Genomic DNA, 23,517 nt, shown 5'->3' on the forward strand with positions numbered 1-23,517 from the left:
CGGTCGTTGGTGCGGTCGGTCGGTGGTGGGTCAGTGGTTGGTCGGGCTAGCCGGCGAACGGCAGGACTGGCTGTCCCGCCGTCGGTGCCCGGACGAGGTACAGGGCTCCCGCGCCGGGCTCGGCCGCGTCGCCGAGTCCCTTGCGCGACGTGGTGATGTAGAGGTCGCGCAGGTCCGGGCCACCGAACGCGCACGACGTCGCCTGCCGGGCCGCCACCTCGACCACGTCGACCAGCTCACCGGACGGCGTGTAGCAGCGGACCTGGCCGCCCGACCAGATCGCCGTCCAGACGTTTCCGTCGGCGTCGACGGCCAGGCCGTCCGGCGTCCCTACCTCCGGCGCGACGCGCACGAACGGGCGGCCGTCGTGCAGCCCACCGGCCGCGTCGTAGTCGTAGACGACGATCTGTTGCGTCGCCGACTCGGCGTGATAGGCGAGCCGGCCGTCGGGGCTGAACGCCAGGCCGTTCGGGATGGTGAACCCGGACCGGACGGCAGTGACGCTGCGATCGGCGTCCAGCCGGTACAGGGTTCCCGCGCCGGTCCGCTCGTCGTAGGCGGTGGAGGCGCACCAGAACCGGCCGTCCGGATCGCACGAACCCTCATTCATCCGGATGCCGGGATCGGTCCACAGCTCCAGCGACCAGTCCAGCGTGTCCTCCGGTGCGTACAGCGCGACCCCGCGTTCGTGGGCCACGACCATCCCGCCGCCGGCCCGTGGACGGACGCAGGCGGCCACCCGCCCGACGGACAGGCGAGTCACCTGGCCGCCGGGCGCCAAGGTCAGCACGTCGCCGGCGAGCATGTCGACGAACCGCAGACCGCCCCACGCGTCCGACCACACGGCACCTTCGCCGTGCAGCGTGCACACGCCGGTGACCTGCTCGGCACGGGTCACAGCACCTGCACCCCACCACCGGCGACGATCGCGACCAGGTCTTCGAACGGTTTCATGGGAGTCCTTGTGCCGGAGGGGGTTTCATCGGTCGGGGGCGCCAGTGCGGCTTCACCGTCGTGGGTCGACGTGGATCTTGGGGCCGGGCCCGAGGACGCCGTCGGGAAGCCGGCCGGCGAGCGCAGCCCCGACCTCGTCCAGCCCGACGGTGGCCGCGACCAGCGGCCTCGGGTCGACCGCGCCCGAGGCGTACTGCTCGATCGCACCGGCAAGACCGGGCGAGCCGCTCAGGATTCCGACAGCCGTGACGTCCTTGAGCGCCACGGTGCGGGTGTCGAGCAGGCTCGGGCTGCCGGACAGGCCGATCAGTACCACTCGCCCGGCCGGCTCGACCAGATCGACGGCCGTGGCCGGCATGCTTGCAGCGTTCGTCGCGTCGACCACGGCGTCGAACGGGAGGTCGGGCAGGTTCTGCGCCGTCCAGATGCCTGCGAAGCCCAGACCGCGGGCGAACTCCAGCGACCGGTGCGAGCGACCGAGCAGGTGGACCTGCGCGCCCTGGGCCCGGGCGAAAAGGGCCACCAGCAGCCCGATGGTGCCGGCGCCCAGCACCAGCAGGCGGTCACCCGGCGACAGGTCGGCCCCCCATACCGCGCGCAGCGCGTTGCCGCCCGGTTCGACGAGTGCGCCGGTCTCGGCGTCCAGCCCGTCAGGCAGGTGGTGCAGAGCGGTGACCGGAACGGCTAGCTGCTCGGCCAGGGCGCCCGGGAAGCCGCCACGGATTCCCACCTCGAACCGGTCCTCGCACACGTGCTGGCTGCCCTGCTTGCAGCGCCGGCACGACCCGCAGCCCAGCATCGTGTCGCCGGTGACCCGCCGTCCGACCCAGGTCTGGGCAACCCCCGGTCCGACGCTGGCGACGGTTCCGGCCCATTCGTGACCCAGCCGCATCGGGAAGCGCGCATGCCCGTCGGCGAGGTACTGCATCTCGCCGGTGAAGAACTCGACGTCGGTGCCGCACACGCCGACGCGCTCGACGTCCACCACGACGTGGCCCGGTCCGGCGGCCGGAGCCTGGACCTGCTGGACCTCGAACTCGCGGGGAGCCGTGACGACGAAGGCGCGCATGCTCATCGCGGTGCGACCACGGGCCGTCGCTGCCGGCCCAGTCCCCCACCGGCGATCAGGGCTCGGATCGTTGGCAGTTCGGCGACCAGTGTCTTCAGCGGCGTGCGGTGCGCGATGGCGCTGATGCTGATCGCTCCGCTCGGGACGGTCGGTGACTGCAGGAAGACCGGCAGCGCGATGCAGTTGACGTCCGGCTCGTTCTCGCGGTCGTCGACGCTGTAGCCGTTCTTGCGCACCAGTCGCAGCCTGCGGTGAAGGTCCTCGGCCGTGGTGGCGGTCCGGGCCGTGCGGGCGTGCAGGGTCCGCTCACCCACCCAGCTGCGTACGGCCGCCAGGTCCGGCAGCTGGTAGGCCAGCAGGAGCTTGCCCACCCCGGTGGAGTGGGCCGGGTTCTGACCGCCGACCATCGAGGTGAGCTTCATCGCGCCGCCGCTCGGGTCGACCTTGGCGCGGTAGACGATCGACGGGCCGGACAGGACGGCGTAGTGCGCCGTCTCGTGGAACCGCTCGGCCAGGGCCCGCAGCACCGGCTCGACGCGTACGTAGTCCGGCCTGGCCTCGTAGTTGGCGAACGCCAGCCGCAGGAACTCGTCGCCGAGCATGTAGTGGCCGGGGGCGTCCTGGCCGGCGAGCCCGGCCCGGCGCAGCGAAGCGAGGGCGCGGTGCACCGTCGGCTTGGAACTGTTCACCGCGCGGGCCATCTCGTCCAGCCCCACGCCCTCGGGACGGCGAGCAAGCTCCACCAGCACCGCGAGCACGCGGTCCGATCCGACCAGACGCTGGTCGTCTGCCTGTGTCATTTCGCTCGCTCGCGGAGTAGGGTCCGAAGGGATTCCACATGCTAGACCGTTGTTCCATCAGACGGAAGGTCTGTGAATGCCTGGGCTGCGCAGCTCCGAGTGGTACGCCGGATCCGACCGCAACGGGTACATCCACCGGGCGTGGATGCGTCGCGGCCTGCCCGAGCACGCGTTCGACGGACGTCCGCACATCGCCATCGCCAACACCGCCTCCGACCTGACGCCGTGCAACGCGCACCTGAACGAGGTCGCCGAGAGCGTGAAACAGGGCGTCTACGAGGCGGGCGGCATCCCGCTCAACCTGCCGGTCGTCTCCCTCGGCGAGACGTTGGTCCGGCCGACGGCCATGCTCTGGCGCAACATGGCCGCGATGGCGATCGAGGAGATGCTCCGGGCCAACCCGATCGACGGCGTCGTGCTGCTCGGCGGCTGCGACAAGACGATCCCGGCGCTGCTGATGGGCGCCGCCTCGGTCGACCTGCCCGCCGTGGTGGTCCCCGGTGGCCCGATGCTGACCGGCACGTTCCGCGGTCAGCCCCTCGGCTGCGGTACCGACGTCTGGCGGCTCTCCGAGGAGGTGCGCGCCGGCACGCTGTCGCAGGATCAGTTCATCCGGTCCGAGTCGTCGATGATCCGCAGCCGCGGGCACTGCAACACGATGGGCACGGCCTCGACCATGGGACTGGTCGCCGAGGCGCTGGGCATGGTGCTCCCCGGGCTGGCCGGCACGCCCGCGCCGGACAGCAGGCTGTTGGAGCGCTCGCACGAGACCGGCCGGCTCGCGGTCGAGATGGTCGCGCAGGGCCGCACCCCCAGCTCGCTGCTCGAGCGCGGCTCGTTCCTCAACGCGATCGTGGCGCTGGCCGCGATCGGTGGCTCGACGAACGCTGTCGTGCACCTGCTGGCCATCGCCGGACGGTTGGGGGTGCCGCTGACCCAGGACGACTTCGACGCCACCGGTTCCGGCGTTCCGCTGCTCGTAGACCTGCAGCCGGCCGGGCGGTTCCTGATGGAGGACCTGCACCGCGCCGGCGGCCTGCTCGCCGTGCTCCAGCAGGTCGAGGACCTGCTCGACCCGACGGCAATCACCGTGACCGGACGCCCCCTGGTGAGCTATCTGGCCGGCGCCGAGATCTGGGACCGCGAGGTGATCCGGGTGCGCACAGAACCGTTGCAGCCCAACGCCGGCATCGCGGTGCTGTACGGCAACCTGGCCCCGGACGGCGCGGTGATCAAACCTGCAGCCGCCTCGGAACACCTGCTGCAGCACCGCGGGAGAGCAGTGGTCTTCGACTCCATCGAGGACATGCACGCCCGGATCGACGACCCCGACCTGGAGGTGGACGCCGACAGCGTGCTGGTCCTACGGGGCTGCGGCCCCAAGGGCTACCCGGGCATGCCGGAGGTCGCGAACATGCCGCTGCCCAAGAAGCTGCTGGAGCAGGGCGTGCGCGACATGGTCCGGATCTGCGACGGCCGGATGAGCGGCACGGCCTACGGCACCGTCGTCCTGCACGTGTCCCCCGAGGCTGCGGCCGGTGGGCCGCTGGCCCGGGTCGAGACCGGGGACGTCGTCGTCCTCGACGTGCCCAACCGCACGCTGTCGGTCGACGTCACGGCGGCCGAGCTCGACGCCCGGCCGGCCGATCCCGCCACCGTGCAGGCGTTCGCCGCCCCCGCCAGGGGCTGGGAGCGGCTCTACGTGGATCATGTCACCCAGGCGCACAGCGGCGCGGACCTGGACTTCCTGCAGGGCGCCAGCGGCACCTCGGTGTCCCGCGAGTCGCACTAGAGCATCCACCGTCCCTCGATCGAGCCGGGAGTTCCCATGTCAGGACGATTCAGCGGCACCGCAGTGGTCGACCGCCCGATAGCCGAGGTCTTCGACTACCTGGCCGCCGGCACGAACGACCCGAAGTTCAGCCCGCGGGTGCTCTCCATCCGCAAGGAGCCAGACCGTCCGTCCGCGCTCGGGACGGTGTTCGTCAGCCAGGTCAAGGACGCCGGGATGAAGACCGACCGGCGGTTCGAGCTGACCGAGTTCCAGGCGCCGACCAGGATTCGCTGGACCGAGCGGTCCAAGAACCTGGTCACCGCCGACGGCGGCTACGACCTGGAGGACCTGGGTGGAACCCAGACCAGGGTGACGATCTTCAACACGCTGGTCGGCCACGGGTTCGGCAAGCTGATCGCCGGGTTCGCGGTCAAGGCCGCCGTCAAGGACGCCGATGCACTCGCCCAGCGCATCAAGACCGCCATCGAGGTCGGCTGACACCCAGCCGGACTCACAGCCTGCAACCAGATCAGGTTCAGGAAGCCGGTCCACACTGTGCGTCGTCGACGACTTCCCAGGAGTGGCCATGACCGACACACCGCCGAGCGAGACCCCGCCGAGCGAGCCGCCCGCCGAGCACCGAGGTTGGCGCGGTCGGGCGGACCGGCTCGGTGAACGGGTCACCCGCAGCCGCGTCTCGACCGTCAGCACGGCCGTCGCGCTGCTGCTGGTCGGTGGGATCGCGGGCTTCGGGATCGCGGCCGCGACGGACGGGTCGGACCCCCACTCCGACCGTGGCCGGCTCTCCGAGTCCCAGCGCGGCCACCACGGCGAGCGCGGCGGGCCGATGCAGCGGCAAGGTCAGGATGGCGGACCCGGCTGGCCGGGTGGGCAGGGGCCGAAGGGCGGTCCCGGCGGTGGGAACTGGGGTGGGAACGGCGGTGGGAACGGCGGGCGCCCAGGCGCCCGGTGACCGCGAGCTAGGGATGCAGCCCGAGGGCGTGGATGCGGTCCACTGCCTCGCCCCGAGACGACACGCCGAGCTTGCGATACAGCGAGAGGACCTGGCTCTTCACGGTGTGCCGTGACACGAACAGCCGCTCCCCCATCTCGCGCAAGGTCAGATGGGTCGCGAGCAGCGGCACCAGCCTCAGCTCGGCCGTGGTCAGTGACGACGCGCCCGTGGTGACGCCGGTGAACTGTGCGACGTTCTTCCTCAGGCCGGCCACCTCGTCGGCCAGCCGCCCGAGGTTCGGTCGCTGCTGGAGGATGGCGGCTGCCTGGTCCAGGACCGCTTCGGCCCCGGCGACGTCGACGAGCACGAAGTAGGCGGTAGCCAGCTCGATCAGGGCCAGCGCGGAGACGACGGGCAGCGCGTAGGTGAGCAGCGGTCTGAGGTTGGCCGCCTTCCTGGCCAGCCGCCGGGCGCTCGGGATGTCGCCTCGCTCGGCCGCCGACCGGGCACCCGCCGCGAGCACCAGGGAACTCGTCCAGTAGCGGTCGAAGCCTCGGGACTCCACGGTGTCCACGGCATCACGAAGCAGTGGCTCCGCGGCGGCGGGATTCCCCGCGCGGGACGCGACCACGGCACGTTCGGCCTGGACGAGGGTCGCCAACGGCAGGCTGTCGGCGCCCACCGCACTGTCGTACGCATGCGCCAGCAGGGTGTCCGCAGTGCCGAGGTCGCCGTCGAGGAGGTGCGAGAGTCCCTCCACCTGGTCCATCGTCGCCCGGTACGGGCTGACCGGGCTCAGGCCTCGCAAGGCGGCCTGGGCGTCGTCGCGCATGGCGGCCGGACCGTCCCGGCACAGCAGCGCCCGCAGATAGGCCAGCGTTCCCTCCACGGTGCTGCCGTCCGGGAGGGTGCCGGTTCGCGGCTGTCGTTCGGCGACGTCCGTCCATCGCTCCGCCTCGGGTTGGCGGCCGAGCAGGGCGAAGATAAGGGCCCCGTGAGCCGCGATCGCGACGTAGTGCTCGCTGAGCGGGCGGTTGCCGAGCCATTCCATCCAGGCCAGCACCGAGTCCACCCGTCCGGCGGCCCAGACCGGCTGCATGATCTCCAGCACCAGCTCGGTCACGAGCTCCACGTCCTCGGCCACCTGAGCGTGCCGGATGGCCGTCTCGGGCATCCCGTTCGCGGCGTGCCAGGCGGCCGCCCGAGAGTTCAGCAGCACGATCTCGTCCGGGTGCTCAGCCCGCAGCTCCGCCTCGAGCAGCTCGTGCAGCAGGTGGTGGTAGCGGTACCACCCCCGCCGGCGGTCGAGGGGCACAACGAGAAGGTTCCGGCTCTCCAGCTCCGCCAGCACGTGCGCCGAGCCGGACTGTCCCGTCACGGCGTCGCAGAGCGGGCCTGACATCCGGTCCAGAACCGAGGTACGAAGCAGGAACTCACGACGTGGCTGGTCGAGCGATGCCAGCAGCTCCGTGCGCAGGTAGTCGCTCATCAGGCGGTCGTCGCCGGTGAAGCCGAGCTCGTCCAGCGTCAGTGCCTCGGACCTGAGGGCGAGAGCCGCGAGGTACAGCGCCACCGGCCAGCCCTCGGTACGCCGCAGCAGGTCGGCGACCGCGTCGTCCGTCAGGGACACACCGGCGCCACGCAGCAGGTCGCGGGCCTCGCCCGACGTCATGCCGAGATCTGCCGCCCCGATCTCGAACAGCTGGCCTCGACTGCGCAGCCGCGAGATGGGGACCGGGATCTCGCCCCGCGAGGCCAGCGCGAGCTGCCAGCCGGCCGGTAGCCGCAGCGCGAACTCGGCGATCGTCGAGCGGCTCTCCGGGCTGATCAGCGCTTCGAGGTGGTCGAGCATCACGAGCACCGGTCCTGGCACGGAGTCGAATGCGCTGACCAGTGCGGGGACCGCATCGATGCCCGCGCCGGCAGTGGCCAGCACCCGCGCCGCCGCCGGACCGACTGGCCCGATCCCCTCGAGCGAGCGCAGCACCGCAGTCCAGAGGGCCACCGGATCATCGGAGAGCAGGTCGCAGGACACCCAGGCCACCCGCGGACTGCGTCGAGCCGCCCACTGCGCCAGCAACGTCGTCTTGCCGTAGCCGGGTGGGGCGAGGATCGACACCACAGGCTCCTGGGCGGCCACGAGCCGGTCGACGAGACTGGACCGGACGACGACGCCTGGCCGCTGTTGCGGGACGCGAAGGATGGCGCGACCCAGCGTCGACGCAGTCGACGTCGCAGGACCGTGTGCTCGATCCGGACGGGTGCGCACCCGTCCCCCTGCCGCACTGGGCACGCCTCGAACGTACCCGTACGCGGTCCGAACGATCAACGCACCCGCCCTTTCATGCCATCTGGGCGATGCCAACCGCCGAACCCTGCTGCAGAGTTGGTCAGGTGCTCATGGCGCACTGGCGCTTCCCCGCGGAACGACGATGGAGGAACCGATGACGACCACCGGCACGACGCAGAGCCAGGCGACCGACGTCCTCGTGGTGTTCGGGATCACCGGCGACCTCGCGCGCGTCATGACGTTCCGATCGCTCTACCGGCTCGAGGCAAGAGGTCTGCTCGACTGCCCGATCGTCGGCGTCGCGGTGGACGCCTGGACCGTCGAGCAGCTGGTGCAGCGCGCTCGGGAATCCATCGTCGCCACCGGGGAGCAACTCGATGAGACGGTGTTCGGGCGGCTGGCCGCCCGGTTCTCGTACGTGCACGGCGACTTCACCGACGACGCGACGTACGGCCTGGTGGCAGATGCGATCAAGGGCGACCGGACACCGGTCTTCTACCTGGAGGTCCCGCCGTTCCTGTTCGGGACCGTGGTCAAGGGGCTGTCGGATGCCGGACTGACCGACGGGGCCCGCGTCGTCGTGGAGAAGCCGTTCGGCAGTGACGCGGCGACCGCGCGCGCGCTGGCCGCCGAGCTGCACCAGTTCATCGACGAGTCGCAGCTGTTCCGAATCGACCACTACCTGGGAAAGATGGGGATCGACGAGATCCTGCACCTGCGCTTCGCCAACGCGATCTTCGAGCCGTTGTGGAGCCGGGACTACCTCGATTGCGTGCAGATCACCATGGCCGAGAGCTTCGGGGTGGACGACCGCGGACACTTCTACGACCCGGTCGGGGCCTTGCGGGACGTCGTAGTGAACCACCTGATGCAGCTGGTCTCCGCCGCCGCCATGGAACCGCCGGCCCGTGGCGACCTGCGCAGCGTCAAGGAGGCCCAGACCACGCTGTTCCGGGCGGTCCGCGAGGCCGACCCCGCTCAGTACGTGCGTGGCCAGTTCGACGGGTACCTCGACGTCAAGGGCGTCGCAGCCGGCTCGACGACTGAGACCTTCACCGCGCTGAGGTTGGACATCGACAACTGGCGCTGGGCCGGTGTCCCGTTCTTCATCCGCGCGGGCAAGCGCTTGCCGGTCACCCAGACCGAGCTGCGGCTGGTGTTCAAGCGGGCCCCCAAACTCGGCTTCCCCTGGTCGAACAGCCCGGTGCCGAACCAGGTGGTCATCCGCCTCGACCCCTCGACCGGGATCCGGCTGCTCTTGCACGCAGAGCGCGCCGACGTCACCGAGGAAGGTGTCATCAACCTCGACATGACCTTCGCCGACGAGGGTGGCGAAGGCGCCACACCGTACGAGGTGCTGCTACACGCCGCGATGGTCGGCGACGGGACGCGGTTCGCACGGCAGGACGGCGTCGAGGAGACCTGGCGGGTCATGCAGCCGCTGCTCGACGCGCCACCTCCCGTGCAGGCGTACGCGCCTGGTACCTGGGGACCGCAGACCGCAGAGGCCCTCACCGCCGAGTACGGCGGCTGGCACGGCCCCTGGCTCTGACCCGCGAGTCAGTAGCGCTCGCGACCGACATCGCAGTTCGTAGGCGGTTTCTGGGAAGTTCGTCTGCGGTTGCTGGGAAAGCGGTCACGGGCCGGTGTCGACCTGGTATCAGCTGACGGAGAAGCCGGTTATTCGGTTCGTTTCGGGCCACGTCGACCGCACGATGGACCGCATGGACGACTCGAGCGGCTCGCCGCGCACGACGGTCCGGCACCCGAGGGCCGCTCTCCTGGTGCCCGCCGCCAGTCTGTACGCGGCGGCCGTGGAGGGACGCTGGGGCCAGGTTGCCGTCGTCTGCGAACATGCCGCGCCGGGTTCGCTGCGCGCCGCCGGCTCAGCGGTGGACCGTCTGGAGCACTTCGCGGCGGGAACCGGTCTGGTGTTCGGCCCGGCGACCCTGCTCGGGTACACCAGCGAGCCCGGCGCGGTGACGTTCCACGCGACCGCGGCCCAGGCCATCCAGCTCCTCGACCTGTTCCGCCGAGTCCTGCTCGGCCAGTGGTGCGAGGTCGCGCACGTCGCCACGGTGCACGCACGCAACGCCGTTCCGCCCCTGGTCGAGTCCGCGATCTGCGACCTCCGCACGGAGCTGGCGACGCCGGGAGCATTCCCGCACTGCCGCGGTTGGTTGTGGCCGCTGCGCAGGGCCCCGCTGCCGGCGCGAGTCGCCCACCACGCGTGGAGCCAGCTCACCGGTGGTCTGGGTGGTGTTCCACTGTTCGGGCTCCCGTACGGCCCCCTGACCGTGCGGACGAACGCACCGCTGGCTTCGGGTCGCCAGCCGGCACCGGTCGACTAGCTCGGCGCGGCGAACAGCCAGGACCCGGCAGGAATGCCGGCACGGGAAGACGGCGGTCCCCCCGGACGTCGACGCCACGTCGGTTCCTGGCTGCTGCTCAGCCCAGGCGCTCGAGCAGGTGGTCCCCGACGCGCAACGCGTTGGCCATCACCGTCAGCGCCGGGTTCACGGCACCGATGCTCGGGAAGAAACTGGCGTCGACCACGTAGAGGTTGTCCACATCGTGTGCCTTGCAGTCGGTGTCCAGGACCGACGTCTGCGGGTCGTGGCCGAAACGGACCGTGCCCGCCTGGTGCGCGCAGCCGGCGACCGGGATGTCGTTCTTCATGTAGACGTCGCGCGGGATCAGGTGGTGTGGGTGCATGCCCAGGTGGCTGAGGTGCTTCTTGACCCGGTGGTACAGCTGCTCGAGCGGCTCCCGGTTGTTCGGCGTGTAGCTGAGCACGATGTTCCCGTCCAGGTCCAAGGTGACCCGGTTGTCCGGGCTCGGCAGGTCCTCGGTGGACAGCCAGAAGTCCACCGCCCGGTCGGCCACGTCCTTCAGGGCCAGGGTCGGCGCCAGCTTGGTCTCCAGCGGCTTCTCGCCGCGGTACATCGGAGCGGACGACTTGCCGACCATCTGCACGTTGCCCATGGGGTAGCCGAAGTCGTCGTCGCCGAAGTAGTAGTCGTTGAGTCCCAAGGTCTTCTGGAACCGCGTGTCGTTCTTCTCCAGCGAGACCGCCAGGAACGCCCGGCTGTTGTGGAAGACGTAGTTGCGCCCGACCTGGTCCGACCCGTTGGCCAGCCCGCGCGGGTGGGCGTCGCTGCCACTGCTCAGCAGGAGCTTCGCGGAGTTGGCGGCGCCTGCGGACACGACGACGATCGACGCGCTGAAGCGCTCCTCCCGTCCGTCCACGTCGGCCACCACGGAGGTGACCGTTCGCCCGCTGGCGTCCGTCTCGAGCCGGCGTACGTGGGCGTTGCGGATCAGCCGGACGTTGTCGTGGAGCAGGGAGGGACGCACCGCGATCACGTCCGCGTCGGACTTGGCATGCACCAGGCAGGGAAAGCCGTCACAGGTCGCACACCGGATGCACGCGCTGCGCTCGGGCCTGGCCTCGTCGAGCATGACCCCGCAGGGCGCGTGGAAGGGATGCAGCCCGGCTCGCCCCAGGTCGTCGAACAGCTGCTGGATCCGGGGCTCGTGCGAGACCGGCGGGAACGGGTACGGCGAGTCGGACGGAGGGTCCGTAGGGTCCTCGCCACGCGCACCGTGCACCTGGTACAGCTGCTCCGCCTGCGTGTAGTAGGGCTCGAACACGTCGTAACCGACCGGCCACGCCGGCGACGTCCCACCGTGGTGCGTCAGCTCGCCGAAGTCCAGCAGCCGCAACCGGTACAGCGCGGCGCCGTAGAACTTGGTGGCCCCGCCGACGTAGTAGTGGATCTGCGGCTGGAATGCCTTTCCCTCGTGGTCGAACCAGGTGTCCGCGGAGACGTAGCGGTTGTCCACGAACACTGCCCCGGCGTCCCAGTTCTCCGCCTCCCGTGGCAGCCAGTCACCTCGCTCCAGGATGAGCACGCGCTTTCCTGACGGTGCCAGTCGGTGCGCGAGGGTGCCTCCGCCGGCACCCGATCCCACGATGATGACGTCGTAGTCGTCGGCCATGGTGTGCTCCTCAGGGGTGTTTGGCGCCCTGGAGGGCGTCCATAGTCGGCTCGAGCGTGATGTGCGGTCGGTCCTCGTCCTCGCTCCCCCAAGCCAGGCGTGAGGGGGCCGAGGACGCCTCGACGGTCGCGGAGTGGTCCCGGTCGAAGTAGTCCCACGCCCAGGACAGGAACGCGTCGGTCTTGCTGTGGACGCCGCTGAGCAGGCTCGCGTGCACGCCGAGCCAGGCCGCGAACGCGAGTGGACCCTCGATCTCGTGGCGGTGCTTGCCGACCTGGGCGACGGCGGCGTTGCGCCCGATCATCGCCATGATCCCCTTGTCCTTGTAGGCGAAGGGTTTCGGCGGCTCGCCACGGAGCTCGCGCAAGATGTTCGCCGCCGCCCAACGACCGGACTGCTGGGCGACCGAGCCGAGCTGCGGCAGGCTGTCCCCAGCATCGTCACCGGACGGGATGTTCGCGACGTCTCCGACCGCATAGACCCCCGGGTAGCCGTCCACTGTCAGCTCTCGGGTGACGTCGAGGCGCCCACCGCGACCCGGGGTCGGACCGGCGTCGGTCACCACGGACGAGGCAGACTCACCGCCGCCCCAGACGACCGTGCGGGCCGGGACGGAGGTGCCGTCGTCCAGCTCGACGTGGTCGGCGTGCACGGCGGCCACCCCGGTACCGGTCCGGACGACGGCGCCGGCCTCGGTGAGCTTGCGCTGCGCGTACTCCCCGGCCTTCTCCGAGAACGCACTCAACAGGGCGGGGCCCCGGTCGACGATGGTGATCACACCCGGCGGGGTCAGGCGGCCGGTCTTGTGCAGCGCCTGCATGAGCTCGGCGAGCGCGCCGGTGGTCTCCACGCCCGTCGGGCCACCCCCGACGACCACGACGTCGACCTCACCGGGTGTCTGCGGTCCCGAGCCGATGGCTTGCCGTAGGTGACTCTGCAGGTGCAGCCGGAGCCGTTCGGCGTCGGCGACCGAATACAGCGGGAAGGCGTGTTCGGCGGCCCCCGGGACGCCGAAGAAGTTCGGCCGGGCGCCGGCCGCCATCACGACGTACGAGGCGGACAGGGTCCGGCGGTCGGACAGCACCAGCGTCCGCCGGGCGAGGTCGACGGACGTCACCTCGGCGTTGACCACGGTCACCGACGGGTAGTTCCGCAGGATGGTCCGATGAGGTCGGGCGATGTCCTCGGCCGGGAGCTGCGAGCTGGCCACCTGGTACAGCAACGGCTGGAACTGGTGGTAGTCGTTGCGGTCCACCAGTGTCACGGCCACGCCCGCGTCCGCCAGCCCAAGGGTGCACGTGACACCCGCCAGACCGCCGCCGACGACCAGGACGTCAGAACCGCCGCTGCTGCTCACACGGACAACTCCTCCATCAGATCCGCCAGGATGATCCGTGAGGCCGCCTCGATCAGCGCGAGGTGCGAGAAGGCCTGCGGGAAATTGCCCAGGTGTCGGGCGCGGTCGACCTCGAACTCCTCGGCGTACAGGCCGAGCGGCGAGGCGATCCGCAGGAGTCGCTCCATCAGGTCCGTCGCCTGCTGCATCTCCCCCACGATGGCCAGCGCCGACACCTGCCAGTACGAGCAGATCAGGAAAGTGCCCTCCTTGCCGGACAGGCCGTCGTCCGTCTCGTCGGTCTTGTAGCGCAGCACGAACCCGTTCTCGCTCAGCTCCTCCGAGATCGCGCGCACCGTGTTCTTCATCCGCTCGTCGCTGCCGGGCAGGAACCCGAAGACGCCCGCGAGGAGCGTGGAGGCGTCCAACGCGTCGGTGTTGTAGTGCTGGCGCAGGACCCCGCGGTCACTGACGCCGTGTGCCAGAACGTCCTCGCGGATCTCGTCGGCGACGGCGGCCCAGGACTCCTGGCTCTCGAGGTCACCACGGATCCCCGCCAGCTGTGCAGCACGGTCGAGGGCCACCCAGCCCATCAGCTTGGACGAGACGTAGTGCTGCGGTGCGCCGCGGGCCTCCCAGATCCCCTGGTCCGGCTCACGCCAGGAGGCGATGGCGCCGGCCGCCTGCGACTGCACCAGCGGCCACAGCCGTCGGGGTAGGTGCTTACTGCGTCGGGTGTGCAGCAGGATCGAGTCGAGTACCGCACCGAAGACGTCGTTCTGTCGCTGGTCGAACGCGCCGTTGCCGAGCCGGACGGGCCGGGCGCCCTCGTAGCCGGACAGCTCGTCACGGGTCGACTCGGTCAGGTCCCGCCGACCGTCGATGCCGTACATGATCTGCAGGCTGCCGTCCTCGGTCGGCTCGAGGTCGGCGACGAACTGCATGAACTCGTCGGCCTCCCAGTCAAGGTTCAGGTAGTGCAGGGCCTGCAGGGTGAAGGTCGTGTCGCGCATCCAGGTGTAGCGGTAGTCCCAGTTCCGTTCTCCCCCAGGCGTTTCCGGCAGCGAGGTGGTCAGGGCGGCGACCGTCGCACCGGTGGGCATGTAGGTCAGGCCCTTGATCGTCAGCGCAGAGCGCTCGATCGGGTGCCGCAAGGAGTGGTCCGGGATCCGTGCCCGGCCGAGCCACTTGCGCCAGAAGGCGACGGTGACGTCGATCCGCCGGGTGGCGTCCTCGACGTCGGTGGGCGAGGCCAAGCCGGCCGCCCAGGACAGCGCGCAGAACACCCGCTCGCCCTTCTCCAGGACGTGCCGCGCCCGCGCCGAGCCGCCCTCGATCCCGATGGACAGGTCGGTGCTCAGCCGAAGGGTCGCTCCCCCTGCCCCGGCCGCGTCCGCGGCGTGGCCCTCGTCGTCGACGAGGCTCCACTGCGCAGGCACGCGGCCGTAGTCGAACACCGGCTCGCAGACCAGCTCGACCTCGACCGACCCCTCCAGGCACTCGACGGTGCGCACCAGGACGTGTTCCGCGTCGTCGTCCGCCGGCGGACGGGTGTGCGGTGTGACGAGGTCGGGTCCCTGACGTGGTCCCATCGTCAACGCGTCATGGACCAGGACCCAGCCCGCGGGGGTGTGCCACGTCGTCGTCATGACGTTGGTGCCCGGGACGTAGGTTCGGGCCGTCGGGTCGTTGATCCCGTAGGGGCCCATCCGGAACGAGCCCGCACCGCGGTCGAGCAGGTTGCCGAACACGCTCTGCGAGTCGAACGCCGGCACGCAGAGCCAGTCGATCGAGCCGTCGGGCGCGACGAGCGCGCCGGTGTGGCAGTTCGACAGGAACGCGTAGTCGGCGATCGGCGGGAACGGTGAGGTGGAGAGCTTCACGACGGTGACTCCTTCGTACGTCGCAGCGGGGTGCTCGGATCACCGATGTCGGCGACCCCCTCCTCAGGCAGGAGGCCCTTCTGGTCCAGCACGTACAGCAGGGCGAAGGCCGGGATCACGATGACCAGAGCCAGGCCGATCACGATGAACAAGGTCGTGAGGGTGCCCGACGGCGCCGCGGCGTCCGCGAACGTCAGGCTCTCGGGCAGCACGTACGGCCACTGGGCGACGCCCCAGGCGGCGACCACGCCGGCCACGGCCAGGACGGCGAGAAGTCGAGCCCAGTGGCTGGCGTCACGCAGCAGCAGCGCGAGCGCACCCACACCACACACTGCGCTCACCACCACCAGCGGCAGCGCTTCGGAGGTCAGCCCGTCGTACAGGTACGGCGCATCGGAGCGCAGCACGAACACGCCGACCACCCCGATCACCGCCACCGCGATCCCGGCACCGATCGCCCGCACCCGGAAGTACCCGGCCATCTCTGCGTCGTCGAGCCGCCGTGCGTCCCACACCAGGTAGACGGCCGCCAGGTACGCGACCGCCGCGACCGCCAGCACCCCGCCGAGGATCGAGGTCGGGTTGAGCCAGCTGTCCACCGGGTCCCCCGCCTTGCCTCCCGCCGGCACCCGACCGGATGCGACACCACCGGCCACTGCTCCGAGAAAGAACGGAACCAGCAGTGACGAGAGTGCGAAGGCAAGCCCCAGCAGGCGCCGCTCCCGCGCGGTGTCGACGGTCTTGCGGAACGCGAAGCTCGCACCTCGCAGGACGACGCCGAGCGCGGCGAGCGTGAGTGGGACGAACAGCGTGAGCATGATCGAGGCGTAGGCCTCGGAGAACGCGGTCCACAAGACGACGAAGATGAAGATCAGCCAGACGTGGTTGGCCTCCCAAACCGGCCCGATCGAGTGCTCGATCACCCGGCGCGGACGCTCGGCGCCCTCCCCCTCGCCGGCCATGAGCTCCCAGAACCCGGCGCCGAAGTCGGCCCCGCCGAACAGCGCGTAGGCGAGGATGCCCCCCAGCAGGACGATTGCTGCGGCGGTGCTCACGGCACGGCCTCCTCACGTTCCGGGTCGGCGTCCGGCACCGCGTTCGCGCCGTACGGCGCGTCGTGGTCGGTGAAACCACCCGAACGACGGAAGCGCCGACTCATGCCGCGCAGCACGAGGATCGTGGTCACGCCGAGCGTGAGGTACAGCAGGACCACCGCGATGAAGGTGATCCAGACGCCGGTGTTCCCGGTCGCCGCATCCTCGACCTTCATGTACTCGTAGACGATCCACGGCTGGCGACCGACCTCGGTGACGACCCAGCCCGCCTCCATGGTGACCACCGCGAGGACTCCGGAACAGGCTGCGGCGCGCAGGAACCACCTGCTCTGCGGCATCCGCCGTCGGAAGAGCCAGGTCGCGCCGTACCAGAGCGCCAGCAGGAACAGCAGCGTCCCGACACCCACCATGATGTCCCACGACAGGTGCACGATGTTGACCTGCGGGATGGTCGGCCGCTCGTCGGCCGGCACCGTGTTGAGCCCCTGGACGACCGTCGCCTTGCCGGTGCTCGGGTCGGACAGCCAGGACGCCAGCCCGGGAATCGGTACGCCTCCGGTAACCGTCCCGTCCTCGTTGAGGTGGCCGAGCAGGGTCTCCGGGACGTCGCTGCTCGTCGTCGGCACCAGCTCGATGGCGGCGAACTTGACGGGCTGGTTCGAGTAGACCCACCGCGCGAGCTGGTCGCCGACGCCCATCTGGATCGGCGCGGCGACGGCCGCGACCGAGAAGGCGATCACGAAGCCGAGCCGGTGGTAGCGGTCCGTGCGGCCGCGCAGCATGCCGGTGGCGTAGACCGAGGCGATCAGGAAGCCCCCGACGAGGTAGGCAGCGACCAGCATGTGCGCCGCCTGCAGCGGCATCGAGTCGTTGAAGATCACCTGGATCGGGTCGACCTTGACGATGTTCCCGGCGGAGTCCAGCGTGAAGCCGGACGGCGAGTTCATCCACGCGTTGGCCGCCACCACCGACACGCTGCCCAGCACGCCCGCCAGCACGACCGGGACGCCGGTCCAGAAGTGCGTCCACGGCTTGAGCCGGCGCCAGCCGAAGATGTAGATCGAGATGAAGACTGCCTCGGTGAAGAAGAAAAGCCCCTCGAACGCGAAGGGCACCCCGAACGCCTCGCCCCACCGGCCCATGAACCGCGGCCAGAGCAGGCCGAACTCGAAGCTCAGGACGGTGCCGGTCACCGCGCCGACCGCGAAGGTCACCGCCATGTACTTCGACCACCGCTGCGCCAGCAGCATGGCGTCCTTGTCGTCGTGCTTGACCGCCCGGTAGTTGGCGATCAGGGCCATGAAGGCCCAGGAGACGCCCAAGGGCACCAGGATGATGTGGAACGCCAGGGTGAAGGCCATCTGGGACCTCGCCCAAGGCACGGGGTTCACAGTGGCCAACGCCGCATACGTCTCGAGCGTCGCGCCCACTTCACCCACCCCCTCGGTGGTCCGCACAAGCCGCGCATGGTGCCGTCCAGGAGTCTCGTCCGAGCATCGGCCCCCGGCATCCCCCTGTTGGGATGAACTGCCCACTGGCACCCCCGCGAACCTGACGGGCCATTGACGCCTGTACGCATCATGGGAGGGTTGGCCTCGACGCGGTCCGACCAACAGAGCGACGTGAATCGTCCGGGGGCGAGGCGGTGGCGCACGAGGACGAGTCAGAGCCAGCCGGCTCCTCCACGCCGGCCGATTCGGCCTACGGCGAGTCCCGCTGGCCGATGGCGGCCGCCGTCCTGGCCACGATGATCCTGACCGTGCTGCTGCCCGATCGCCTACGACTGGCGCCGGCCTGGGTGCTCCCCACCATCGAGGGGCTCCTGCTGCTCGCGCTGGTCGCGGCCGACCCCGGACGGATCTCGCGCCGGTCCCGGGCACTGCGCGCCGTCTCGGTCCTGCTGATCAGCGTGCTCGCGACGAGCGCGGTCTGGTCGACGATCAAGCTGATCGACGACATGGTGCACGGCGGCCCGGAGACCAGCTCGGCGTCAGCCCTGCTGCAGGCAGGGGGCAGCGTGTACGCCTGCACCGTCCTGGCGTTCTCCCTGCTGTACTTCGAGCTCGACGGTGGCGGGGCGGCCGCCCGCGACCACAGCATGCCCGCCAGCCCGGACCTGGCCTTTCCGCAGCAGCTCAGTCCTGAGCTCAACGCCGGGCTCTGGCGGCCGCGCTACATCGACTACCTCTACCTGGGCCTGACGAACTCGATGGCCTTCAGCCCGACCGACGTCATGCCGCTGGTGCCCTGGGCGAAGATCATCATGGGCGTCCAGTCGGTGATCTCGTTGCTCATCCTGGGACTGGTCGTCGCCCGAGCCGTCAACGTCCTCGTTTGAGCTACGTGCCGCAAAGTGGGTCGGTACTGGGCCTCGCGGTCAGCTGATCAGCCACGTACCACGACGACGGGACGCCCGGCCCGCTGAACGAGCGCATCGACGGTCGCGCGCAGGTGGTGCCTGGCGGAGCGCCGGCGCCCGAACGCCTCGATCACGACGACGTCGGCCGCCCGCCCGGCGCGGCACAGGTCGTCCAGCGAGCTCGCCGTCAGGTCGATGACCGTCACCGACCCTCCACGGCGGTCAGCACGAGCGGAGCCGTAGCCGATCGCGTCCTGGCTCTGCTCGACGTCCTCGACCCCGACGACCACGAGCCCGTCCTGGGGAGGTGAGCCGGATGTCGGGTCGTCCGTGCCTGGGACCTCGGCGGCCGGCACGACGACGAGGGTGCACTCGGCCCGGGCGAGCACATGCTCGAGGACCCCACCCGATGACGTCTGACCGGCGGGTCCAGCACCGACCACCAGGAGGGCGGCCTCGTGCGAGACCTCGACCAGGGACCGGCCGGCGTGCTCGTGCACGAAGGTGGTCGTGACGTCCAGCTGCGGGTATGCACCCCGGACGCGCTCGGCGACGTCGGCCACCTCGCTGACGGCGTTCTGCTCGGCTCGCAGCTCGACGTGGTCGATGCTCGGCCCCGGCACCCGGTCGCCGTGCGAGGACCGGTGACGGGCCTCGCCGGCGAGGGCGTGCAGCAGGGTCAGCCGGAGTCCGGTCGAGGCTGCCTCATCTGCCGCCCACGCCAGGGCGGACTCACTCGAGCCGTCGGCGTAGCCGACGACGACAGAGCCTGATCGTTGCCGAGCCACCCCGGCCTCCTTGGTCGTCCGGAGCCAGTGTGGTGCCCGCGGCGGCGGCTCGGCAACGAGGGGCTCACTCGACCCCGAGCGTGACCTCGGTCGACTTCACCAGCACCGTGACCTTCGTGCCCTCGGCCAGGCCGAGGTCCTCGACGGCCTCGCGCGTGATGGAGGAGGTGATCGACTGGCCACCGCCGTCGAGCGCGACCTTGACGACCGCCATCGCCTCACCGGTGGTAATCGAGGTGACGGTGCCGGGCAGCTGGTTGCGGGTGGACAGACGCATCTGGAACTCCTTGGGTGGTTCGTGCTCGCTTCGGTCGGACGACCATAGACGACCTTCGGTCCCGTTGTCTCCCAACGCCGTTCGCGCGGCCGGACGACGGGCATCCGGCCGTATGCGCGGCTACTCCTCGAGTTCGGCCACGAAGTCGGAGGACGTCATCGGGGTGGAGAACATCGGACAGTCGTACTTGATCGCGTTGTCGTGCTCCTCCGGGCATGTGGCCGGAGCGTCAGCCACCTACGCTGGACACCTGGACGAGCCCGCGACCCTCTCGCGCCTGGCGAAAGGCGACGACAGCAGCCACCCTCGCGTTCCTGGACGAGGTCAGGCCTCCCCCGCGCTGACGGCTGGCAGACAAGTTGACCGGACGTGTCGTTCACCTTCCGTTCATCCGGTGGCCCCACTATCCGGCCATGGATCTCTTCCGGCCCGACATCGGCGCGGACCGCCCCGGCCTGCACCCCGACCTGGGCGAGGCAGCGCGCTCCGTGCACGAGCAGTTCGACGAGGTGGTCGGCCAGGACGAGGTCGACCAGGTCCTGGACCAGGTCGCCGGTCAGTTCACGGACGCGCCCATCCGGGCCTTCGTCCCGTTGTTCGTGCAGCGCTTCTCGAACGAAGAGCTCTCTCGCCGAGCAGCGGCGAGGAGCAGCGCACCGGCGGCCATCTCCCACATCGCCTGAACCTGGGTTCCCTGGCCCCCAAACGGTTCTGCAGAGGCGGCCCACGTCCCGTCCCGCGCCGACACGATCACCCCCCGGGTCACTCGAGGTGCGCGTAACGCTCCTGCCGCCAGGGGTCGCCGTGCACGTGGTAGCCGCGCTGCTCCCAGAAGCCGCGCACCGGCTCCGACTGGTAGGTCCAGCCGCGGAACCACTTGGGTCCTTTCCACGAGTACAGGTGTGGCACGACGAGGCGCACCGGGTGGCCCGTCTCAGGAGTGAGCGCCTCACCGTCCACGGCGACCGCGAGCAGGCTCCGCGGCGAGAGGAGATCCTCGATCCGAACCGTCGCCGAGTATCCGTACTCGCCGAACACCAAGGCATGCGTGACGCCGTCGCCGGGCGGGTAGCGGTCCACGACGTCCCGCGTGCGCCAGCCACGCCAGTGCCGGCCGGCCGCGCTCCACCCGCTCCCGCAGTGCATGTCAGCGACCACCGTGTGCTGCTGAAGGTCAACCAGCTCGGTCAAGGCGACCGGCGTGACCGGCTCCTGAGCTACGAGTCCGTCGAAGGTCAGCCACCACGGACCAGGTCGCTCTCGCGGAACGCGGCCGTAGTGCATGACCGGCGCCTGCTCGACCAGGTGCTGCCCTGGCGGCAGCTGGACGTGGCCGCGGTGGCGGCTCGCGCCACCGCTCGGATCGCGATCAGCCATGTCCACATCATGGCTGCTCGACCAGTCCGACGAGAACTTCGGTGGCCTGTCGTCCGTCCGGGCTCAGGCGAGCGCGGCGAGCAGCTCCGCCTTGGGCTTGTTCGACAGTCCGGCGAGGCCGCGCCGGCGGACCTCAGCCCGCAGCTCGGCGACCGTCCACCCCGCGTCCGGGCCTTTCGGCTGATCCGCAGCCGAAGCCGGGACAGGTGCCGGAACGGACACCGGCATTTTGGCGGTGCCGCTCCGTTGCGCTTTCTTGATCGCCTTCTCCGCCGTCTTGAGGCGCGCGCGCAGGTCGGCCGCGGATGCCTCGGCCTTGATCGCCCGCTGCTTCCACTTGTCTCGCTTGGACTCTGCGCTCGTCAGCTCCGTTCGGAGCTTGGCGATCGACGCCTTGTCCTTCTTGGCTGAGGCCGACTTCGCCTTCTTCGCGGGCATAGGACTCCTTACCGAGGAAGGCACCAGCATGGCCCCTGGACGAGTCCACGCCAACAGTCTCGCCGTTCAGGTTTCGTCCACCACCCATGCCCAATGGTCGCCGCCGGTGGCAGTGAGATGGCTCGGCCTGCGGCATAGTCGTTGCCATCCACGCTGAGGGAGCACGAAATGACGGATCCGGTGCGGCGCGTGCACTACTACTCCGGCCAGCTGCTGACACCCGAGGACTTCCAGAGCGAGCAGGACTACCACCGCAGCATGCGCTACCTGCACAACCGCCTACTCGGCCACGGGGTGGTGCATGGCCTGGGCATCACCGTCGGCAACGGTCCGACGGTCGTCGTCAGCCCCGGCCTCGCGGTTGATGCCTGCGGGCGCGAGATCGTCCTTGCCGAAGAGGTGCACGTCGAGGTCCGGGAGCCGAGCGACCCTGACGGCGCCCTGGACGTGACTGCCACCTGGGCGCAGGAGCCGGACTCGTTCGTCGTCCCCGTCGAGGGCACCGACGAGCCGCCCTTCACCCGCTGGCTGGAACGTCCCCAGCTCGCGTTGGTACCGGCCGGTGAGGCAGCGGCCGAGTCCGTGGTGCTGGGACGGGTGCTGTTCTCGGGTGGCGAGGTCACTGCGGTGGACACGAGCGGCCGAAGTGCCTGGCAACGAGCCGAATCCGGTTCCTGAAGCCGGCCCACGTGATGTCCCGATCTGTCCATTGACCGACGTCGGCGATGGGTGGACACTGCGCTCGATCCCACCGTGAGGGAGGCCCTGATGGCCTGGCGACTGAACGGGACGTACTTCGAGAACTGCTCCTGCGACATGGTGTGTCCGTGCACCACGTCCGGCCTCACGATGCCGGCCGATCAGGACAGATGCCAGGTGGTCCTGGCCTTCCACGTCGACTCCGGCGAGGTCGACGGCCTTGACGTCAGCGACAAGACGGTGGTGGTCGTCGCAGACACCCCGCAGGTCATGTCGGAAGGCAACTGGCGGGTCGGCGTGGTCATGGACGCAGCGGCCACACCGGAGCAGGCATCGGCGCTCGGCGCCATCTTCGGCGGGCAGGCAGGCGGACCGATGGCCGGTCTGGCGCCGCTCATCTCGGAGATGATCGGCATGGAGGCCGCCACCATCGCCTACACCGACGACGGACGACGCCACTCGCTGAAGGTCGGGGACCTCATCGACATCGAGATCGAGGACTTCGTCCCGCCCCAGCTGCTGCCGGACGGCGACGTCGAGATGCTCACCGGGATGTTCCACCCGGCGAACTCGACGCTGACGGTCGCCAAGGCGAACCGGTCCCAGGTGTCGGTGTTCGGACTCCAGTTCGCCAACGAGGGAAAGAACGGGCACAGCGCACCGTTCTCCTGGGCCGCCTGACGGCCATCCTTGTCCACCACCGCGCCGACGCTGCGGCAGTTGACCCTGCCGGCGTCCATCCTGCTCGTCGTCGGTGCCGGCGCGTGGCTCGCGGTCGCCGGGATCGCCCGCGGAATGGGCGTGATGCCAGGCACGATGGGCTTGTCTCTCGGTGCTTTCGTGGCTCTGTGGGCGCTCATGATGACTGCGATGATGCTGCCCACGATCGCCCCGTTCGTCGCGCTGCACACGCGCACGCTGACCGACCGGCGCGCACAACGCATCGGCGAGCTCGCCATCGGGTACCTGCTCGTCTGGACGGCCGCAGCCTTGCCCGCCTACGTGCTCGCGCTGGTCGCCGAACGACTGGTCGACACCCGACCCACCGCCGCGAAAATCCTGGCCGCCGCCATCTTCGCGGCCTGCGGCATCTACCAGCTGACACCGATCAAGGACCGCTGCCTGGCGCGATGCCGGTCCCCGCTGGGATTCGTCCTGAAGTACGGCAGCTATCGCGGACGGCTGCGTGACCTGAGGGTCGGGATGAGCCACGGCGCCTTCTGCCTGGCCTGCTGCTGGGCGCTGATGGTCGTGCTGATCGCGGTCGGCCTGATGAACCTGGCAGCCATGGTGATCCTCGCCGCCGTCGTCCTGACGGAGAAGACCTGGCAGCGTGGACCGCAGTTCAGTCGGGTCGTCGGCGTGATCGCCCTCGTGCTCGCGGTCGTGGTGCTGTTCCGACCGTCGATCGCGCCGGGCCTGTCGCCCGCGCCGATGAGTGACACCGGCGATGGGATGTAG

The 23,517-nt window shown here is 70.2% G+C and carries 23 protein-coding genes; 10 read left to right on the forward strand and 13 right to left on the reverse strand.

Annotated elements, in window-relative coordinates:
* Positions 1 to 46: 46 nt before the first annotated feature.
* The 3 genes from ACPPVT_RS12405 to ACPPVT_RS12415 form a co-directional block, all read right to left on the reverse strand.
* Positions 47 to 898: an SMP-30/gluconolactonase/LRE family protein gene (locus ACPPVT_RS12405; protein ID WP_426560655.1), complete on the reverse strand. Its 852-nt coding sequence runs from the start codon at positions 896 to 898 to the stop codon at positions 47 to 49.
* 108 nt (positions 899 to 1,006) lie between these two features.
* Positions 1,007 to 2,023: a zinc-dependent alcohol dehydrogenase gene (locus tag ACPPVT_RS12410; RefSeq protein WP_426567145.1), complete on the reverse strand. Its 1,017-nt coding sequence runs from the start codon at positions 2,021 to 2,023 to the stop codon at positions 1,007 to 1,009.
* Positions 2,024 to 2,025: 2 nt separating this feature from the next.
* Positions 2,026 to 2,823, reverse strand: a complete 798-nt coding sequence (locus ACPPVT_RS12415; RefSeq protein WP_426560657.1) for an IclR family transcriptional regulator — start codon at positions 2,821 to 2,823, stop codon at positions 2,026 to 2,028.
* Between the two features lie 76 nt (positions 2,824 to 2,899).
* On the opposite strand from ACPPVT_RS12415, the gene ACPPVT_RS12420 reads away from it, so the two are divergent.
* The 3 genes from ACPPVT_RS12420 to ACPPVT_RS12430 all read left to right on the forward strand — a co-directional run bounded on the left by ACPPVT_RS12420 (position 2,900) and on the right by ACPPVT_RS12430 (position 5,570).
* Positions 2,900 to 4,615: an IlvD/Edd family dehydratase gene (locus ACPPVT_RS12420; protein WP_426560658.1), complete on the forward strand. Its 1,716-nt coding sequence runs from the start codon at positions 2,900 to 2,902 to the stop codon at positions 4,613 to 4,615.
* A gap of 36 nt (positions 4,616 to 4,651) precedes the next feature.
* Complete coding sequence (locus tag ACPPVT_RS12425) at positions 4,652 to 5,095, forward strand: SRPBCC family protein (RefSeq protein WP_426560660.1); 444 nt, start codon at positions 4,652 to 4,654, stop codon at positions 5,093 to 5,095.
* A gap of 88 nt (positions 5,096 to 5,183) precedes the next feature.
* Positions 5,184 to 5,570: a hypothetical protein gene (locus tag ACPPVT_RS12430; RefSeq protein WP_426560662.1), complete on the forward strand. Its 387-nt coding sequence runs from the start codon at positions 5,184 to 5,186 to the stop codon at positions 5,568 to 5,570.
* 7 nt (positions 5,571 to 5,577) lie between these two features.
* On the opposite strand, the gene ACPPVT_RS12435 is transcribed toward ACPPVT_RS12430, so the two are convergent.
* Positions 5,578 to 7,671, reverse strand: coding sequence for a LuxR C-terminal-related transcriptional regulator (locus tag ACPPVT_RS12435; protein WP_426560664.1), 2,094 nt, complete (start codon positions 7,669 to 7,671; stop codon positions 5,578 to 5,580).
* A 325-nt stretch (positions 7,672 to 7,996) separates the two neighbouring features.
* On the opposite strand from ACPPVT_RS12435, the gene zwf reads away from it, so the two are divergent.
* The gene (zwf, locus tag ACPPVT_RS12440) at positions 7,997 to 9,394 is read left to right on the forward strand and encodes a glucose-6-phosphate dehydrogenase (RefSeq protein WP_426560666.1); all 1,398 of its coding nucleotides are present in this window, start codon (positions 7,997 to 7,999) and stop codon (positions 9,392 to 9,394) included.
* Between the two features lie 172 nt (positions 9,395 to 9,566).
* Complete coding sequence (locus tag ACPPVT_RS12445; protein ID WP_426560668.1) at positions 9,567 to 10,193, forward strand: hypothetical protein; 627 nt, start codon at positions 9,567 to 9,569, stop codon at positions 10,191 to 10,193.
* Positions 10,194 to 10,290: 97 nt separating this feature from the next.
* On the opposite strand, the gene ACPPVT_RS12450 is transcribed toward ACPPVT_RS12445, so the two are convergent.
* From ACPPVT_RS12450 to ACPPVT_RS12470, 5 genes are read right to left on the reverse strand one after another with little or no spacing between them, the layout of a single operon-like run.
* Positions 10,291 to 11,844 carry a GMC oxidoreductase gene (locus ACPPVT_RS12450; protein ID WP_426560670.1) on the reverse strand — a complete coding sequence of 518 codons (1,554 nt, stop codon included), beginning with the start codon at positions 11,842 to 11,844 and terminating at the stop codon, positions 10,291 to 10,293.
* Positions 11,845 to 11,854: 10 nt separating this feature from the next.
* Entirely contained in the window at positions 11,855 to 13,201 is a 1,347-nt protein-coding gene (locus ACPPVT_RS12455; RefSeq protein ID WP_426560672.1) for an NAD(P)/FAD-dependent oxidoreductase, read from the reverse strand.
* On the reverse strand, positions 13,198 to 15,063 hold the full coding sequence (locus tag ACPPVT_RS12460) for a glycoside hydrolase family 15 protein (RefSeq protein ID WP_426560674.1): 1,866 nt from the start codon (positions 15,061 to 15,063) through the stop codon (positions 13,198 to 13,200). Before ACPPVT_RS12460 ends, ACPPVT_RS12455 begins: the two co-directional genes overlap by 4 nt.
* Positions 15,060 to 16,118, reverse strand: a complete 1,059-nt coding sequence (locus tag ACPPVT_RS12465) for a cytochrome d ubiquinol oxidase subunit II (protein WP_426560676.1) — start codon at positions 16,116 to 16,118, stop codon at positions 15,060 to 15,062. The genes ACPPVT_RS12460 and ACPPVT_RS12465 overlap by 4 nt, the downstream gene beginning before the upstream one ends.
* Positions 16,115 to 17,479 carry a cytochrome ubiquinol oxidase subunit I gene (locus tag ACPPVT_RS12470; RefSeq protein ID WP_426567146.1) on the reverse strand — a complete coding sequence of 455 codons (1,365 nt, stop codon included), beginning with the start codon at positions 17,477 to 17,479 and terminating at the stop codon, positions 16,115 to 16,117. Before ACPPVT_RS12470 ends, ACPPVT_RS12465 begins: the two co-directional genes overlap by 4 nt.
* Before the next feature lie 284 nt (positions 17,480 to 17,763).
* On the opposite strand from ACPPVT_RS12470, the gene ACPPVT_RS12475 reads away from it, so the two are divergent.
* Positions 17,764 to 18,456: a hypothetical protein gene (locus ACPPVT_RS12475; RefSeq protein ID WP_426560678.1), complete on the forward strand. Its 693-nt coding sequence runs from the start codon at positions 17,764 to 17,766 to the stop codon at positions 18,454 to 18,456.
* A 47-nt stretch (positions 18,457 to 18,503) separates the two neighbouring features.
* On the opposite strand, the gene ACPPVT_RS12480 is transcribed toward ACPPVT_RS12475, so the two are convergent.
* Complete coding sequence (locus tag ACPPVT_RS12480; RefSeq protein ID WP_426560680.1) at positions 18,504 to 19,265, reverse strand: universal stress protein; 762 nt, start codon at positions 19,263 to 19,265, stop codon at positions 18,504 to 18,506.
* A gap of 64 nt (positions 19,266 to 19,329) precedes the next feature.
* On the reverse strand, positions 19,330 to 19,542 hold the full coding sequence (locus ACPPVT_RS12485) for a TOBE domain-containing protein (RefSeq protein WP_426560682.1): 213 nt from the start codon (positions 19,540 to 19,542) through the stop codon (positions 19,330 to 19,332).
* Between the two features lie 413 nt (positions 19,543 to 19,955).
* Here ACPPVT_RS12485 and ACPPVT_RS12490 point away from each other — a divergent pair, with 413 nt between their 5' ends.
* Entirely contained in the window at positions 19,956 to 20,225 is a 270-nt protein-coding gene (locus tag ACPPVT_RS12490) for a three-helix bundle dimerization domain-containing protein (RefSeq protein WP_426560684.1), read from the forward strand.
* Between the two features lie 79 nt (positions 20,226 to 20,304).
* Here ACPPVT_RS12490 and ACPPVT_RS12495 read toward each other — a convergent pair whose 3' ends face one another.
* Both ACPPVT_RS12495 and ACPPVT_RS12500 read right to left on the reverse strand, forming a co-directional pair.
* Positions 20,305 to 20,919, reverse strand: coding sequence for a molybdopterin-dependent oxidoreductase (locus ACPPVT_RS12495; RefSeq protein ID WP_426560686.1), 615 nt, complete (start codon positions 20,917 to 20,919; stop codon positions 20,305 to 20,307).
* Positions 20,920 to 20,982: 63 nt separating this feature from the next.
* The gene (locus ACPPVT_RS12500) at positions 20,983 to 21,357 is read right to left on the reverse strand and encodes a hypothetical protein (RefSeq protein WP_426560688.1); all 375 of its coding nucleotides are present in this window, start codon (positions 21,355 to 21,357) and stop codon (positions 20,983 to 20,985) included.
* 168 nt (positions 21,358 to 21,525) lie between these two features.
* Here ACPPVT_RS12500 and ACPPVT_RS12505 point away from each other — a divergent pair, with 168 nt between their 5' ends.
* The 3 genes from ACPPVT_RS12505 (at position 21,526) to ACPPVT_RS12515 (ending at position 23,517) form a co-directional block, all read left to right on the forward strand.
* Positions 21,526 to 22,035, forward strand: coding sequence for a hypothetical protein (locus ACPPVT_RS12505; protein ID WP_426560690.1), 510 nt, complete (start codon positions 21,526 to 21,528; stop codon positions 22,033 to 22,035).
* Positions 22,036 to 22,125: 90 nt separating this feature from the next.
* Positions 22,126 to 22,737 carry a DUF1326 domain-containing protein gene (locus tag ACPPVT_RS12510; RefSeq protein WP_426560692.1) on the forward strand — a complete coding sequence of 204 codons (612 nt, stop codon included), beginning with the start codon at positions 22,126 to 22,128 and terminating at the stop codon, positions 22,735 to 22,737.
* A 39-nt stretch (positions 22,738 to 22,776) separates the two neighbouring features.
* Positions 22,777 to 23,517, forward strand: a complete 741-nt coding sequence (locus ACPPVT_RS12515) for a DUF2182 domain-containing protein (protein WP_426560694.1) — start codon at positions 22,777 to 22,779, stop codon at positions 23,515 to 23,517.

The organism is Angustibacter sp. McL0619 (assembly GCF_049994355.1).
Taxonomy (GTDB): Bacteria; Actinomycetota; Actinomycetes; order Actinomycetales; family Angustibacteraceae; genus Angustibacter.

Excerpts from the sequence above, each read along its gene's own strand:
- ACPPVT_RS12490 (WP_426560684.1), top strand. The coding sequence starts at position 19,956 with ATGGATCTCTTCCGGCCCGACATCGGCGCGGACCGCCCCGGCCTGCAC.
- ACPPVT_RS12470 (WP_426567146.1), bottom strand. The coding sequence starts at position 17,479 with ATGGCCTTCACCCTGGCGTTCCACATCATCCTGGTGCCCTTGGGCGTC.
- ACPPVT_RS12500 (WP_426560688.1), bottom strand. The coding sequence starts at position 21,357 with ATGCCCGCGAAGAAGGCGAAGTCGGCCTCAGCCAAGAAGGACAAGGCG.
- ACPPVT_RS12425 (WP_426560660.1), top strand. The coding sequence starts at position 4,652 with ATGTCAGGACGATTCAGCGGCACCGCAGTGGTCGACCGCCCGATAGCC.
- ACPPVT_RS12510 (WP_426560692.1), top strand. The coding sequence starts at position 22,126 with ATGGCCTGGCGACTGAACGGGACGTACTTCGAGAACTGCTCCTGCGAC.
- ACPPVT_RS12495 (WP_426560686.1), bottom strand. The coding sequence starts at position 20,919 with ATGGCTGATCGCGATCCGAGCGGTGGCGCGAGCCGCCACCGCGGCCAC.
- ACPPVT_RS12485 (WP_426560682.1), bottom strand. The coding sequence starts at position 19,542 with ATGCGTCTGTCCACCCGCAACCAGCTGCCCGGCACCGTCACCTCGATT.
- ACPPVT_RS12445 (WP_426560668.1), top strand. The coding sequence starts at position 9,567 with ATGGACGACTCGAGCGGCTCGCCGCGCACGACGGTCCGGCACCCGAGG.
- ACPPVT_RS12430 (WP_426560662.1), top strand. The coding sequence starts at position 5,184 with ATGACCGACACACCGCCGAGCGAGACCCCGCCGAGCGAGCCGCCCGCC.
- ACPPVT_RS12420 (WP_426560658.1), top strand. The coding sequence starts at position 2,900 with ATGCCTGGGCTGCGCAGCTCCGAGTGGTACGCCGGATCCGACCGCAAC.
- ACPPVT_RS12505 (WP_426560690.1), top strand. The coding sequence starts at position 21,526 with ATGACGGATCCGGTGCGGCGCGTGCACTACTACTCCGGCCAGCTGCTG.
- ACPPVT_RS12410 (WP_426567145.1), bottom strand. The coding sequence starts at position 2,023 with ATGCGCGCCTTCGTCGTCACGGCTCCCCGCGAGTTCGAGGTCCAGCAG.
- zwf (WP_426560666.1), top strand. The coding sequence starts at position 7,997 with ATGACGACCACCGGCACGACGCAGAGCCAGGCGACCGACGTCCTCGTG.
- ACPPVT_RS12415 (WP_426560657.1), bottom strand. The coding sequence starts at position 2,823 with ATGACACAGGCAGACGACCAGCGTCTGGTCGGATCGGACCGCGTGCTC.
- ACPPVT_RS12450 (WP_426560670.1), bottom strand. The coding sequence starts at position 11,844 with ATGGCCGACGACTACGACGTCATCATCGTGGGATCGGGTGCCGGCGGA.